The 14,212-nt window shown below is 68.9% G+C and carries 13 protein-coding genes; 10 read left to right on the forward strand and 3 right to left on the reverse strand.

The genetic code is table 11. The features are described from left to right. Window positions 1-282 precede the first annotated feature (282 nt). From CFP71_RS40275 to CFP71_RS40320, 10 genes are read left to right on the forward strand one after another with little or no spacing between them, the layout of a single operon-like run. The gene (locus CFP71_RS40275; RefSeq protein WP_244200014.1) at window positions 283-1,320 is read left to right on the forward strand and encodes a BMP family ABC transporter substrate-binding protein; all 1,038 of its coding nucleotides are present in this window, start codon (window positions 283-285) and stop codon (window positions 1,318-1,320) included. Next, window positions 1,301-2,818 (forward strand): ABC transporter ATP-binding protein, encoded by a 1,518-nt coding sequence (locus tag CFP71_RS40280; RefSeq protein ID WP_244200015.1) that lies wholly within the window; start codon window positions 1,301-1,303, stop codon window positions 2,816-2,818. Before CFP71_RS40275 ends, CFP71_RS40280 begins: the two co-directional genes overlap by 20 nt. After that, on the forward strand, window positions 2,815-3,819 hold the full coding sequence (locus CFP71_RS40285; RefSeq protein ID WP_093939146.1) for an ABC transporter permease: 1,005 nt from the start codon (window positions 2,815-2,817) through the stop codon (window positions 3,817-3,819). Before CFP71_RS40280 ends, CFP71_RS40285 begins: the two co-directional genes overlap by 4 nt. After that, the gene (locus CFP71_RS40290; protein WP_093939147.1) at window positions 3,816-4,673 is read left to right on the forward strand and encodes an ABC transporter permease; all 858 of its coding nucleotides are present in this window, start codon (window positions 3,816-3,818) and stop codon (window positions 4,671-4,673) included. Before CFP71_RS40285 ends, CFP71_RS40290 begins: the two co-directional genes overlap by 4 nt. Further along, window positions 4,670-5,398: a nucleoside phosphorylase gene (locus tag CFP71_RS40295; protein WP_093939148.1), complete on the forward strand. Its 729-nt coding sequence runs from the start codon at window positions 4,670-4,672 to the stop codon at window positions 5,396-5,398. Before CFP71_RS40290 ends, CFP71_RS40295 begins: the two co-directional genes overlap by 4 nt. Continuing rightward, window positions 5,395-6,525, forward strand: a complete 1,131-nt coding sequence (locus CFP71_RS40300) for an acyl-CoA dehydrogenase family protein (protein ID WP_093939149.1) — start codon at window positions 5,395-5,397, stop codon at window positions 6,523-6,525. Before CFP71_RS40295 ends, CFP71_RS40300 begins: the two co-directional genes overlap by 4 nt. Further along, window positions 6,525-7,535, forward strand: coding sequence for a s-methyl-5-thioribose-1-phosphate isomerase (locus tag CFP71_RS40305; RefSeq protein ID WP_093939150.1), 1,011 nt, complete (start codon window positions 6,525-6,527; stop codon window positions 7,533-7,535). Before CFP71_RS40300 ends, CFP71_RS40305 begins: the two co-directional genes overlap by 1 nt. Beyond that, entirely contained in the window at window positions 7,532-8,248 is a 717-nt protein-coding gene (gene mtnC, locus CFP71_RS40310; protein WP_093939151.1) for an acireductone synthase, read from the forward strand. The genes CFP71_RS40305 and mtnC overlap by 4 nt, the downstream gene beginning before the upstream one ends. Then, window positions 8,245-8,877 (forward strand): methylthioribulose 1-phosphate dehydratase, encoded by a 633-nt coding sequence (gene mtnB / locus CFP71_RS40315; protein ID WP_093939152.1) that lies wholly within the window; start codon window positions 8,245-8,247, stop codon window positions 8,875-8,877. The genes mtnC and mtnB overlap by 4 nt, the downstream gene beginning before the upstream one ends. Beyond that, on the forward strand, window positions 8,874-9,452 hold the full coding sequence (locus CFP71_RS40320; RefSeq protein ID WP_093939153.1) for a 1,2-dihydroxy-3-keto-5-methylthiopentene dioxygenase: 579 nt from the start codon (window positions 8,874-8,876) through the stop codon (window positions 9,450-9,452). Before mtnB ends, CFP71_RS40320 begins: the two co-directional genes overlap by 4 nt. A 149-nt stretch (window positions 9,453-9,601) precedes the next feature. Here the strand turns inward: CFP71_RS40320 and CFP71_RS40325 are convergent, their stop codons facing one another. The 3 genes from CFP71_RS40325 to CFP71_RS40335 all read right to left on the reverse strand — a co-directional run bounded on the left by CFP71_RS40325 (window position 9,602) and on the right by CFP71_RS40335 (window position 13,873). Beyond that, complete coding sequence (locus tag CFP71_RS40325; protein ID WP_093939154.1) at window positions 9,602-11,995, reverse strand: chitinase C-terminal domain-containing protein; 2,394 nt, start codon at window positions 11,993-11,995, stop codon at window positions 9,602-9,604. A 125-nt stretch (window positions 11,996-12,120) separates the two neighbouring features. Next, on the reverse strand, window positions 12,121-13,200 hold the full coding sequence (locus CFP71_RS40330) for a hypothetical protein (protein WP_244200016.1): 1,080 nt from the start codon (window positions 13,198-13,200) through the stop codon (window positions 12,121-12,123). Between the two features lie 10 nt (window positions 13,201-13,210). Beyond that, window positions 13,211-13,873, reverse strand: a complete 663-nt coding sequence (locus CFP71_RS40335; RefSeq protein ID WP_093939156.1) for a VOC family protein — start codon at window positions 13,871-13,873, stop codon at window positions 13,211-13,213. Window positions 13,874-14,212: the final 339 nt, after the last annotated feature.

The raw sequence follows: 14,212 nt of genomic DNA on the forward strand, positions 1-14,212 counted from the left end.
ACTACGAGTCCCGCCCTCAATCACGCGAGTCCCGCCCTCAATCACGCGAGTCCCGCCCTCAATCACGTGAGATCCGCCTTCAAGCACGCGAGATCGGAGTCTGATCACGCGAGTCGCGTTTTCGTTCCGGTCGAGTGGGGTGAAGGGGCCTTTCCTTGCGTCGCATGCGGGGAAGGCCCCTTCATCTCGCGGGGGCGCGAACCAGGGCGTATAACGACCTACACGGTTCCGCATGGTGGGACTCGGTGCCATATCGTGGACCGGCGACATACAGTCCGGGACATGTCGCCGAGAACCCTCCTGCGGGCCGTCATGGCCGTTTCCGCCGTCACGCTCCTCGCCGCGTGCAACGCCTCGGCCAAGGATCCGGCCGCGCAGAACGCCGCCGGGCCCGCGCTCGTCCTGATCACACCGAGCCCGGTCGGGGTCAACGACTTCCTCAAGCTCGCCGTCCAGGGCATCGAGGACTCGGCCAAGAAGCACAACGGGACACAGAAGGTGTTCCAGAGCACCGATCCGGCGTCGATCCAGCAGAACCTCGCGGCCGCGGTCCGTGAGAAGCCCGCCGTGATCGTCGCCGTCGGCTTCAACTTCGCCGACGCGATCGCGGCCGAGGCCGAGCGTAATCCCGAGCAGAAGTTCCTGTTCGTGGACTCCTGCACCACCAAACCGTTCCCGAACGTCACCTGCGCGGTGTTCCGCGAGCACGAAGGCAGCTATCTCGCCGGCGCCGAAGCCGGGCTGCTGAGCAAAAGCGGCAAGGTCGGCGCGGTCGTCGTGCTCGACGCGCCCCAGTTCCGCCGGTACTCGATCCCGTTCGGGCAGGGCGCGGAGAAGGCCAAGCCCGGCACCACTCTGTCCCCGCTGTTCATCGGCGGCGCGAACCCGTTCAACGACCCGGCCCGCGCGAAGGCGCTGGCCGCGACGCTCGCCGGTCAGGGTGTCGACCACGTCATGGGCGCGGCCTCCGCGGCGGGCAACCTCGGCGTGTTCGAGGCGGCCAAGCAGGGCGGGTTCTTCGCGTTCGGCGTCGACGCCAATCAGTGCCCGGCCAGCCCGGGACAGGTCGTGGACAACGTCATCAAGCGCACCAACGTCGTCATCGGCGACGGGGTCGACGCGATCCTCGGCGGCAAGACCGGCGAGACGAAGTCCTATGGGGTCAAGGAGAAGGGCATCTCCCTGACCGGGCTGGAGCCGGACGCGTCGACGTCGCAGTGCGTCGTCGCGAGCCACCCCGACGTGCTGGCCAAGGTCGGCGAGCTGCGGGACCAGATCATCTCGGGCGCGATCGTCGTCGATGACCCCGCCAAATCCTGACGCCGTCTCACTCCGGGGGATCGTCAAGCGGTTCCCCGGAGTGCTCGCGAACGACCACGTGGACCTCGACGTCGGCAGAGGCGAGATCCATGCCCTGATGGGCGAGAACGGCGCGGGCAAGTCCACGCTCATGTCCGTGCTCTACGGTCTCCACCGGCCCGACGAGGGCACGATCTCCTTGCACGGCGAGGAAGTCTCCTTCGGCTCGCCCGCGCAGGCCACCGACGCCGGTGTCGGCATGGTGCAGCAGGGTTTCGCCCTGTTCGGCGAGCTCACCGTCACCGAGAACGTCGTGTTCGGCAGTGAACCGACCCGCCGCGGCCTGCTGGACCGCAAGGCGGCGACCGCCCGCGTCACCGAACTGATCGAGCGGCACGAGCTGCGGCTGCGGCCCGGCGACCGGGTCCGTGATCTGCCGGTCGGACTCAGGCAGCGCGTCGAGATCCTCAAGCTCCTGTACCGCGAGGCGGACGTCCTGATCCTCGACGAACCCACCGCCGTGCTGACCCCGCCCGAAACCGAGCGGCTGTTCGGCGTGCTGCGCGCGCTCGCCGCCGAAGACCGCACGATCCTGTTGGTGTCGCACAAACTTCAGGAGGTCCTCGCCGTCAGCGACCACGTCACGGTGCTGCGCGACGGCCGCGTCAGCGCTCGCGGGCGCACGGCGGACCAGACGGCCGCCGGGCTCGCCGCCGCGATGACCGGACGCGAGGTCGACCTCGACCGCGTCCACCCGGCCGGGACACCCGGTGAGGTCATCCTCGAAGCCCGTTCCCTGACCGTTCCCGGCGCGGAAGGAAAGCCGTTGCTGGACAACGTGTCCCTCGCCGTGCGCGCGGGCGAGATCGTCGGCGTCGCCGGGGTCGCGGGCAACGGTCAGGCTGAACTCTCCGGCGCGCTCACCGGTCTCCTGAAGACCGGCGGCACTGTCGTCCTCAAAGGACAGAGCCTCGACGGGCTGTCCGTCCGGGCCAGAAGGGACGCCGGGCTCGCCCACGTTCCGGAAGACCGCGCCGAGGTCGGCTCGGCCCCCACGGCGAGCCTCCGCGAGAACCTGGCAGTCGGCTTCCACAGCAAGCGACCGTTGGCGCGCAAGGGTTTTCTGCGCCGCAAGGCGATCGACGAGCACGCGTCGGCGATCATCGAGGCCTACGACGTCCGCGCGTCCGGCCCCGCCGCCGCGATGGGAACCCTGTCCGGTGGCAACCAGCAGAAGGCGATCTTCGGCCGTGAACTCACCCACGACGCCCCGTTCCTGCTGGTCGAGCAGCCCACCCGCGGGGTCGACGTCGGCGCGATCGAGAACATCCACGCCCGGCTCGTCGCCCACCGCGACGCCGGGCACGCCGTCCTGCTGATCTCCGCCGAGCTCAGCGAAGTCCTCGCGCTGTCGGACCGCGTGCTCGTGCTGTTCGAAGGCCGCGTCGTCGCGGAGTTCACCAAGGACGAGGCCGATCCGCACACGGTCGGCCTGGCGATGGCCGGAGGTGCCGGATGACCCGCGTCCGTCTCGTCGCCGTGCCGGTCGCGGCGGCGCTCGTCCTCGGCGCGATCCTGTTGCTGGCCACCGGAACCGACCCGCTGGCCGCCTACGGCGCGATCGTCTCCGGCGCGTTCGGCCCCGACGGCATCGGCGACACCCTCGCCTACGCCGTCCCCGTCGCGGGGATGGCCACCGCGCTCGCGATCCCGCTCCGCGCGGGCATGGTGAACCTCGGCGGCGAGGGACAACTGGTGCTCGGCGCGATCAGCGCGCTCGCCGTCGGCCTGTACGTCCCCGGCCCCGGGCCGGTCAAAGTCATCTTGGCGCTGCTCGCGGGCGCTGTCGCCGGAGCCGCGTACGCCGCGCTGGCCGCGGTCTGCGAGAACCGCCTGGGTGTTCCGCTGCTGATCAGCACGCTGTTGCTGAGCTATCCGGCGATGTCGCTGGCCGGATACCTGGTGCGGTTCCCGTTGAAGGACGCCGGTTCCAGCCTGCCGCAGAGCCCGCAGCTGGCCGAAGGCGCGCGGTTGCCCGAAATCGACGGCGTGACGACCGGGATCTTCCTGGTGGTGGCGGTGATCGCGGTCTACGCGGTGCTCGACGCCCGCACACCCGCCGGATTCGAGACCAAGGTGACCGGCTGGGCGCCGAGGTTCGCCGCCTACTCCGGGATCGACCGGCCGAAACTCACGCTGCGGCTCCTGGCCGCGTCGGGCGGGACGGCCGGACTGGTCGGCGCGATCGCCGTCCTCGGCTTCCCGTACCGGTTCATCGACGGCGCGCTGATCACGCCGCAGTACACCTGGATCGGCCTGCTCGCGGCGCTGCTCGCCGGGGCCAGCCCGCTCGGGACGCTGCTCGCGGCCGTGTTCTTCGCGGCGCTGACCAGCGGCGGGTTCGCCATGGAACGCGCCACCCAGGTCCCGCGTGAGCTGACGGCGGTCCTGCAGGCGGTGCTGATCATCTTCCTCGCGGCCACCTCGGGGGTCTTCAAGCGCAAGGCGGGGCGGGCATGATCGACGCGAGCCTCTTCTCCTCGGCGCTCACCGCGCTGACGCCGATCCTGTTCGCCGCGCTCGCGGGCGCGTTGTGCCAGCGGGCCGGGGTCTTCAACATCTCCCTCGAAGGCTCGCTCCTGGTCGGCTGCTTCGGCGCCGTCGCCGGGAGCTGGTACACCGGAAGCGCCTGGATCGGCGTCGTCGTGGCGGTCATCGCGGCGACGGCGTACACGCTGATCCTCGCGATCGGCTCGATCACCTTCGACGGCGACCCGATCGTGCTGGGCGTCGCGAGCAACCTGCTCGCGGTCGGCCTGACCAGCTTCCTCATCAGGACCGTCTTCGGCACCGAAGGCTCCTTCAGCGACCCGACGTTGCAGGGGCTGGGCCAGTTCGGCCCGATCCCGGGGCAGTCGCTGCTGGTCTACCTGTCCTGGCTGGCCGTGCCCGCGCTCGCCGTGCTGCTGTACCGGCATCCATGGGGGCTGCGGCTGCGCGGCGTCGGCGAACGCCCGGAAGCCGCGTCCAGCCTCGGCGTCAACGTGACCAAGTACCGCTACGGAGTGATCCTCGCCGGGGGAGCGCTGTGCGGGCTCGGCGGCGCGCAACTGGCGCTGGGTTCGGTGACGTTGTTCGCCGAGAACATGACCGCCGGTCGCGGCTGGATCGCCGTCGTCGCGGTCATGCTGGGCCGCGCGCATCCGCTCGGCGTGCTCCTCGCGGCCCTACTGTTCGGCCTCGCCGAAGCGTTCGGCTTCCGGCTCCAAGGCATCGGGCTGCCGCAGCAGGCCACCGACGCCGCTCCCTACGTCGTCACGCTCGTGGCGCTGTTCCTGTCCAACCTGAAACGCGAGAAGGGACAGCCCGCGTGAGCGATGTCCTGCCCATCACCAAGATCCCCCGGCACGGACTGCCGCCCCGCGCGCTGGTCGTGGGCGACCCGGACCGCGCGACCGCGGCGGCCGAGTCACTGGAGGACGCCGCCCTCATCGGCCAGAACCGCGAATACCGCAGCTACACCGGCACCTGGAAGGGTGTCCCGGTCGTCGTGTCCTCGCACGGCGTCGGCGGCCCTGGCGCGCTCTGCCAATTCGGTGAGTTGGCCGAAGCGGGCGTCCGCACCTTCCTCCGGCTCGGCACCGCCGGTTCGCTGGCCGACGGGATCACCGATGGCGACCTCGTCATCGCCGAGGCGGCGGTCCGGGACGACGGCGTCACCCAGCAGCTGATCCATCCCGAGTTTCCGGCGTTCGCCACCCCGGAGGCGGTCGTGGCGCTGAGCCGCGCGGCTCCGGAGGCGCACCGGGGCGTGGTGTGGACGCGGGCGGCGTTCAGCCCGCTGGTGCTCACCCTCCCGATGGCCGACTACCTGGCCGCGCGGGTGATCGCCATTGAGATGGAACTCTCCACCTTGCTGGTGTTCGCGGCATTGCGCGGCCTGCGGGCCGGTGGTGTGCTCGTGATCGACGGCGACGCGCGGCCCGAGCATCCCGACCCGTCGGCCTACGACCCGCATCGCGACGTCGTGGCGGCCGGGGTGGCCAGGGCGACCCGTGTCGCGCTGGACGCGCTGGTCGAGTTGGAGGGAGCGGAATGACCGAGGTGTGGCGCAAGGCGGCCCTCGAACTGGCGAGCACCTTGACGGCGGACGCGGCCGAGCGGGACCTCGCCGGACGTCTCCCGGTCCACGAGGTCGGCCTGCTGCGCGAGTCCGGGCTTCTGCCCCTGCTCGACACCGCCGGCTGGGCGGCCGCGAACCAGGCCACCCGCATCGTCTCCGCCGCGGACGCCTCGATCGGTCATCTGCTCGGCTACCACTACCTGCAACTGTGGCGCACCGGCCTGTTCGGGCCGCGCGCGGCGAGCGAACCGGGCTGGTTCTGGGCGGGCGTGAGCAATCCACTCGACGCGGCTCTGCTGCTGACCCCGGGCGACGGCGGGTTCACCGTCGAAGGCACCAAGACCTTCGCCACCGGCGCGGCCGTCGCCGATCGGCTGGTGGTCAGCGCGACGAGGACGGACAACGGCGAGAAGCTGACCTTCGTCGTCGACGCGCGGGCCGACGGCATCACCTTCCCCGGGGAATGGGACAACATCGGGCAGCGGCTCACCGCGAGCGGCGCTGTCCGGTTCGAGGCCGTCCGGATCGCGCAGGACGACGTCCTCGGTGCCCAGCCGGAGGACCAGTCGGATCCGAAGGTGCCCCGGATCTCCCTCGCCGCGATCGGCTTCCAGCTCATGCTGGCGCAGGTGTACGTCGGCCTCGCCTTCGGCGCGCTCGACGCCGCCGCGGTCTACACGCGGGAGACCGCGCGAGCCTGGACACTGTCCGATGTGGACAAAGCGACTCAGGACCCGTACCTCCTCGCGGGCTACGGCGAGCTGGTGGCGACGGCGCGAGCGGCCGGATTCGCCGTCGACGCCGCGGTTTCCGCTCTCGGTGAGGCCGACGAGCGCGGGTTCGACCTGACCCCGGCCGAACGCGCCGAAGCGGCGATCGCCATCTCGTCGGCGAAGATCGTCGCGAGCCGGGCCGCCGTCGAGACCACGAGCAAGGTCTTCGAGTTCACCGGCGCCCGGGCCACGGCGACCAAGTACGGCTTCGACCGTTTCTGGCGCAACGCCCGCACGCTGACCCTGCACGATCCCGTGACCTACAAGGCGCGCGAGGTCGGCGACCACTTCCTCAACGCGATCCCGCCGTGTCTTTCGGGGTACAGCTGATGACGTTGCCGATCCTCGCCGAAAGCGTCCGCCTCGACGACGAAGGCGTGCACATCCTCGACCGCCGGGTCTTCCCGTTCAAACGGGAGTGGCTGCTGTGCCGGACTTCGGAAGAGGTCGCGGTGGCCATCGAAGACATGGTCACACAGTCGTCCGGGCCGTACTTCGCCGCGCTGGGCGCGATGGTGCTGGCCGCGCGCGAGGCGTCCGGGCTCGCTGATCCTCGCGCTTACCTGAGACGGGCGGGGGAGCGGATCGTCGCGACCCGCGAGACGAACAACCATCTGCGCAAGGCCGTCGCCGCCGTCCTGTCCGAAGTGGACAAATCGGCAGGCGATCTCGTCGAGGCCGCGACGGCGGGGGCGCGAGCGGGTGACGAGTTGTACCGTTCGCGCAGCCGTGCGCTCGGCGCGCACACGGCGGACCTGGTGCCGGACAAGGCGACCGTGCTGACGCACTGCTGGGCGGACCTGTACCTGGTCGAACTCGTGCTGGCCGCGCGGCGGCAGGGCAAGGAATTCTCCTTCCTCTGCACGGAAACCCGGCCGTACCTGCAAGGCGCGCGGCTGACCGCCGAGACCCTCGCCGAGATGGGCGCCGACACGCGGCTGATCACCGACGGGATGGGCGCCGCGGTGCTGTCCTCGGGTGAGGTCGGCGCACTGGTGACCGCGGCCGACCGGGTCGCCATGGACGGCCACGTCGTCAACAAGATCGGCACCCTGGGGCTCGCGGTGGCGGCGGACGCGTTCGGTGTGCCGTTCTACGCGATGGTCCAGGCGCCCGATCAGGCGACGCCGACCGGCGCCGACGTGCCGATCGAATACCGCGACGGCGACGAGGTGCTGAGCGCGCTCGGCCACCGCGTCGCCAGCGAACGCGTCCGTGGGCACTATCCGGCCTTCGACGTGACACCACCGCGGTTCGTGACCGCGGTGGTGACCGACCGCGGGGCCTTCGAACCCGGGCGGCTCCGCGAGTACTACGCAGAAGGGGAAGCGAACCAGTGACCGCAACGCTGACCGCCCGATGGGTGGTCCTCGACATCGAGGGCACGCTGACCGCCACCAGCTACGTGCACGTGACCCTCTACGACTACGCGCGCCCGCGGCTGGGCCCGTGGATCGACGAGCACCCGGACGACCCGGAGGTCGCGGGCGCCGTCGCGCAAATCAAGGAACTCGGCGGGCTCCCGGCGGACGCGTCCACAGTGGACGTCGTGCGGGTGCTGCACGGCTGGATGGACGCGGACCGGAAGATCGCTCCGCTGAAGACGTTGCAGGGCCTCATCTGGCAGCGCGGGTACGCCGACGGCGACCTGACGACGGAGTTCTTCGGCGACGTCGCCCCGGCGCTGCGGTCGTGGCACGAATCGGGTCTGCGGCTCGCGGTGTTCTCCTCCGGCTCGGTCGCCGGGCAGGTCGCGTCGTTCTCGCGGACCACCGACGGCGACGTCACCGGCCTGTTCGAACAGCACTTCGACACTGTCAACGCGGGGCCGAAGCGGGAGGCGCCGTCATATCGCGCGATCGCCTCCGCGCTGGAGGCCGAGCCGGGCGACGTCGTGTTCTTCTCCGACGTCCCCGCCGAGCTCGACGGCGCGGCAGCCGACGGCTGGCAGACCGTCGGCCTCGCGCGCGACGGCGAACCGTTCGGCGACGCGGATTTCGGGACACACCGGACGATCCGGACGTTCGACGAGGTGAAGGTCGTACCTCGATGAGCGTTCTGGAACTCGCCGGCCGCGCGCTGGCCGAGGAATCCGCCCGGTTCGCCGGGCTTGGTTGGATGCGGGGCACTTCGGGCAACCTGTCGGTGGTGCTCGGCCGCGATCCGCTGCGGGTAGCCGTCACCGTCAGCGGCCGGGACAAAGGCGAGCTGACCAGCGACGACGTCGTGGTGGTCGGGGAAGACGGGCTGGCCGTCGCCGACCAGCCGCGTCCGGACAAGGTGCCCTCGGCCGAAGCCGGACTGCACGCCCGGATCGCGGCGGTGTCGGGTGCGGGCGCGGTGATCCACGTGCACGCGCTCGCGCCGGTGGTGGCCGCCGAGCACTGGCCGGACGGCGTCGAACTGCGGGACCTGGAGATGCTCAAAGGGTTCGGCCGCGCCGCGCACGACGACCTCGTGACGATCCCGGTGATCGCCAACGGACAGGACATGCGCGTCCTCGGTGACGCGTTCGAGGCGGGGTTCCGGGCGGACACGCCGGCGGTGATCGTCGCGCGGCACGGGATCTACGTCTGGGGGGATGACCTGCGCCACGCGCGTCATCGCCTGGAATGTTTGGAGTGGTTGCTCCGGTTCCGGGTAGAGACAAGACTCGTAGCCGAGGAAAGGGGAGTGCGATGACCCTGCTGACCGTGTGGCCGGACGACCGGCCCGGCGAGATCGCGCTCAGGACCGAGGACCCGGCCGTGATCACCGGCGAACTGGGGCGGCTCGGCGTCCGGTTCGACCGGTGGGACCTGGTGCCGGACCTGCCGCGCGAAGTGACGCCGGAGCAGGTGCTGGCCGCGTACGAGGAGCAGATCGGCAAGGTCTCGGCGGCCGAGGGCTACACCTTCGTGGACGCCGTCCGCATGACGCCGTCCGACGAGCCGGGTTGGGCGGCCGAAGCCGCCGAAGCGCGGCAGAAGTTCCTCGCCGAACATACCCATGACGATGACGAAGACCGCTTCTTCGCGCGCGGGTCCGGCGTGTTCTATCTGCACGTCGGCGGCAAGGTGTACGCGGTGCTGTGCGAGGCGGGGGACCTGCTGAGCGTGCCCGCGAACACCACGCACTGGTTCGACATGGGGACGCGGCCGGATTACGTGTCCGTCCGGTTCTTCCACGACGACGGCGGGTGGGTCGGAAACTTCACCGGCGCCACGCTGGCCGGGGACTTCCCGGACTTCGACACTTTGACCGCCGGGCGCTACTGAGCACCGCTTCCCCCCCCGGTGTGTCATGAAAGGGTCGTTCAGGACATTTTTCGTCCTGAACGACCCTTTCATGACATCCGGACGCTATGAAAGGTCCTTTCCTTGCAAATTTCGCAAGGAAAGGACCTTTCATGGCGCGCTGCCGGGGTCTAGGCGGCTGTCCAGAGGGCAGGCACGTTCGGCGGCTCCCAGCCCGGCAGGGACCGATGGCCCTGACGGCACACGTAAGCCGCGCCGTTGTAGGTCACCCGGGTACCGGTCGCGTAATCGACGTTCGGCTTCCAGGCGTCGGACGGCACCGAGGTGGTCGTCGTCGGTGTGGTGGTGGTCGTCCGGGTCGTCGTCGGACTGGTCGTGGTGGTGGGTGACGTGGTCGTCGTACCCGTGGTCGTGGTGGGGGTGGTGGTCGTCGTCGGCGGAGCGCCGCCGCCGCGCGGGTTGTCCGACGCGATCGCGTAGGTCGTCCCGCCGAAGGTGAACGTGAAGTTCGACGGGGACGCGATCGGCATGTAGTAGTTCAGCCGGACCTCGACCGTGGCACCCGGGGCGATGTTCTGCCAGGACGGCACGGTCACCGCGACATGCTGGAAGTCTCCCTTCATGCCACCGACGTTGGGCCCGCTGTGTCCCTTGCTCGTGACGGCCAGGCCGAAGCCGGACTGGTCGGACATGCTGCCGGGTGCGCTCGTGCCGTAGTCGAACTCGATTTTCGTCCCACCGGGGATGGTGGTGGTCGAATTGTTGGTGATGCGCATCTGCGGGGTGATCGGGTAGTTCGCGTCGCCCAGCGCGAAGCCGGTCAGCTTGACGTTCGCGTTCAGCACCGAAGACGGCGCCGGACGCGACGACTTGCTGTTGCCGTACGGAGCGGCGCCGCGCAGGCCGTCGTTGATCTTCGTGATCAGCGTGTCGCCCATGAAGTACTGGCCCTTGGCGCTGTCGAAGGCGTAGTCGCCTGCCAGTTCCCAGATCATGACGCCGCCGATGCCCTTGTCGGCCACGTACTTGGCCTTCGTGGCGAGCGACTCTTCGTCCTCAGTGGACAGGAACACCTTTTTGTCGTTGTTCCACAGCCACGGCGTCACCATGCTGTTGTCGTAATACCGGTTGTAGGTGCCGGAGAGCCGGTCCTTCGGGTTGTTCTTCGGGTCCAGCCCGTACTTCTCCAGGTAGTCCGGGGTGATCTCGTTTTCGAGGTTCTTCGCGTGCCACATGGGGTTCGCGCCCGCCGGTACCTCGGCGCCCGTCAGGCTCATGTCGTGCCAGAGGTTGTCGATGCCGATCGCGCCGTTACCGCACGGCACCGTCGAACCGACCTGCGATCCGGTGCCGGGTGGACATTGTTTCTGGTCCGGCAACGGAGCGGTGCCCCACAGTCCGTTCGTCCCGCCGGACACACCTTGCCAGCCCCGGGTGTAGAACCCGACGCCGATGTTGATCCGGCCGGCTTGCATGGCGCCGCGGAAATAGTGATACGCCCAGTCGGTGTTGAGATAACCCTGACCGTCGTACTGCGGTGTCGTGTACACCTGCCAGTGCGCGAGTTCCGCGTCCTTGCCGTTGTCGTAGAGCGCCGCGTTCGGCCCGGCGAACTGGTTCCACGCGCCGTGCAGGTCGTAGCTCATCATGTTGGCGTAGTCGAGATACTGCGTGACGCCGTAGACCTCCTGGCCGCGCAGCAGCCAGCCGGACGCGGGGACGGCCGCGGTCAGCAGGTAGTGCTTGCCGTCGGCGGCGCCCGCCTGGTCGATCTTCTGGCGCAGCGTGCGCATCAGGTTCTCGTAGCCAGCCCACAGCGTGCCGCGGTTGGCCTGCGCGATCCAGTAGTCGTCCGGGTTTCCGGCGTAGTTCGCCGAAGTCGCGTACTCGTAGTCGATGTCCGCGCCGTTGAATCCGTAGTCGCGCAGGAACTTCACGACGGAATCCGCGAAGATGTCGATGCTCGCTTGGCTTTGCGTCATCTTGTAGAACCCGCCCGACGCGTTGCGCGTGCCGTCCGGGTTCAGGAAGCCGCCCGTCTCCGCCCAGCCGCCGATCGAAACCAGCGTCTTCACGTTCGGGTACTGCTTCTTGTACTTGTTCAGCAGATTGAAATGTCCCTTGTAGGGCAACGACGGATCCATCTCGGCGCCGGGCACGCCCGGCCATTCCATGCCGATGGACTCGTTGTTCGGGCCAGGGGTGCCGACCGACACCTTGTTCTGCGCGTCGACATGCGCGAACGCGTAGTTCAGGTGGGTGACCTTGGTCCACGGGATGTTGTTCGCGAGATACGCCGGTGCGCCGTTCTTGCCGGTGCGCCAGCTGGTGAAGTAGCCGATCACGCGACGGGAATGCCCTTCTCCCAGGGATTCCCGTCCGTTGGTGTCGTAGACGGTGCAGTAGGGGGTGTCGACGCCGGGTGTCCGGTACAGCCCGTCGGGACGACAGTCCTCGTGGCCTGCCGCGCTCGACGTGGTGGGGCTGATGACGACGATCATGAGTCCGGCCAGCGTGATGAGCGACGCCAGCAGGGGGAGTAGTTTCCTGGTTCTCCTTGGCACGCCGAACCTCCGACAGTGGAAGATGGCCCTCGGTCAGAGCAGCTTGAGCCGCCGAGGCGACGCGCGTCAATAGGTGTAGACCAATTTCCATCCTGTGCCGTATGGCCGAACGTACCTGTGGTTCGTCAGGTCTGGTCTTCGTCGAGGAGCGAGGGGGGTTCCGGCGCCGGCGTGTAAGTGAGGCCTCGCAACAGGGTTCGCGGGTGGCCATACTCTCGGCCACATCTCGTGAGTGCTATGACCCCGTGCCCTTCGATACGGGTGTCCGGCCCTATCTTGCCCGGGTGCACCGAAATCGCCTCCGCGATCGTATCCGCGTCACAGTGGTCCGGTAGCCCGAGCTCCGCTTTGAGACGCCGGTGGCGCCGGACCCATTCCCGTTGCCAGTCCAAGGGATTGTCGGTGTGCACGATGTCGTCGGCCCAGCCTTCGGGCAGCGGGGTGTCCTCGTGGGGGAGCAGGTAGCCGTTCTCGGCCGCGAGTTCGCCGACGGACTCCTCGGGAGCGGAGACGTCATAGGACCGGACCAGCTCGCCCTTTTCGGCGACGCACCACGAAGTCGTCGAGTCGCCGTAGCCGCGCCAGTACTGGTGCGCCGCGCCGAACCGGCGGCTCAACACGACGCAGCGGTCACGGTCCACTTCGCGTCGGACCTTCTCGTTCGCGAGCATGGCCTGATACTGCTCGCGCGGCTCGATGCTCCAGGTGCTTTCGTCGGTGACGCTCGCCGGGTGCTGGTCGTCCGACGGCCTGCCGAAGACGAACGTCCACCCGTCGAGCACGGGACTGACGTAGATCCGCGCACAGCGTTGATGCCCGGAGCCGTGGTAGTGCTGGTTCCGGATTTCGGCGCCCAGCGACATGGTCACCGGTTCCGGATCGGACAGGCCGAACGCGTCGAGCACCGCCGCCTGGTCCGTGGTCGGGATGGCGTACCAGAACTCGCAACTCCGCATCGCGACCGGCACCTCGTCGGCGATCTTGCCCCGGATCAGGCGACGGACGAGCGCGAGGTCGTGCTCGCCGAGCGCCTCCGGGCCGCCCAGGCCGAACAGCAGAGCGCGCGCCGCGTTGCGCAGCGACTGATCCCCGGTGCGCCGGATCTCGCGTAGTTCGGGAAAATCGTCCGGTCCGGCGTCTTTCAGCTCCCAGGTGCTGACGCGTTCCCCGTCGACCAGGCTTTCGGCCACGGCTCTCATGTCCATACCGCGGAGGCTAGCCAAGCACCACGACAGAAAACTCGTTCCCGTCGGGATCGGCCATTTCCACGCGGCCGTTTTCCTGTGGACCGAGGCGGGCCGCGCCGAGCGAGACGAGCCGGTCGATCTCCGCGAGGGGGCCGTCCAGGACGAAACGGAGCCGATTCGGTCCGGTCTTCGGGGTGAACGGCGGGCCGCCCCAGGTGATCTTCGGGCCGCCGCGCGGAGACCGGATCGCGGTCTCCTGGTCCCGATCCCAGACCAGCGGCCAGTCCAGTGCCTCGCTCCAGAAATAGCCGACTTCTTGCGAGCCGTCGCTCGCGACGGCGCCGACGAAACCGCAATCGGCGAGGAAGTCGTTGCCCGGCTCGATGACGCAGAATTCGTTGCCCTCGGGGTCGGCGAGCACGACATGCTTCTCGTCCGGAAGCTGGCCGATGTCGATGTGCCGCCCGCCGAGTCCGAGCGCCTTCGCGACCGTCCGCCGCTGGTCGTCGAGGGACTGGCTCGTCAGGTCGAAATGCATCTGGTTCTGGCGGGTCTTCGGTTCGTCGCTCTTCACGAACCTCAGCCGGAAGCCGGTGTCGTCGATTTCCCGGCCGAGAAGCCCGGACCAGAATCGTTCGAGACCTTGCGGGTCGTGCGCGGCGAATTCGAGCGCTCGCAAAGTGGCGGCCATAAGCGACGCTAAAACGATGGCGACCCTCTCGCAACCGGTTTAGGTACATGAAGGCCCCCTTCCTGTACCTAGGCGCAAGGAAGGGGGCCTTCATGTACCTCGACGGGGCGTGAAGGTCGGGCCCGCGAGCGCGACTTTTCCGGTATCGCGGACAGCCAGGCCAGGACCGCTGAGCGCCGGGGCTCGTGAGTGGTAAATGCCGTTAGAACGACATGTCATGTTTCAGGACTTCGTGAACAGATGTGTTTCAGGACTTCGTGAACAGTTTTGGTTTGTTCAGTGGTTGGTAGCGTACTGATCTGTCGAGGGTGAGTTGGCGGGCGACTGTGTCGCCGATCC

Source organism: Amycolatopsis thailandensis, from assembly GCF_002234405.1.
GTDB classification, from domain to species: domain Bacteria; phylum Actinomycetota; class Actinomycetes; order Mycobacteriales; family Pseudonocardiaceae; genus Amycolatopsis; species Amycolatopsis thailandensis.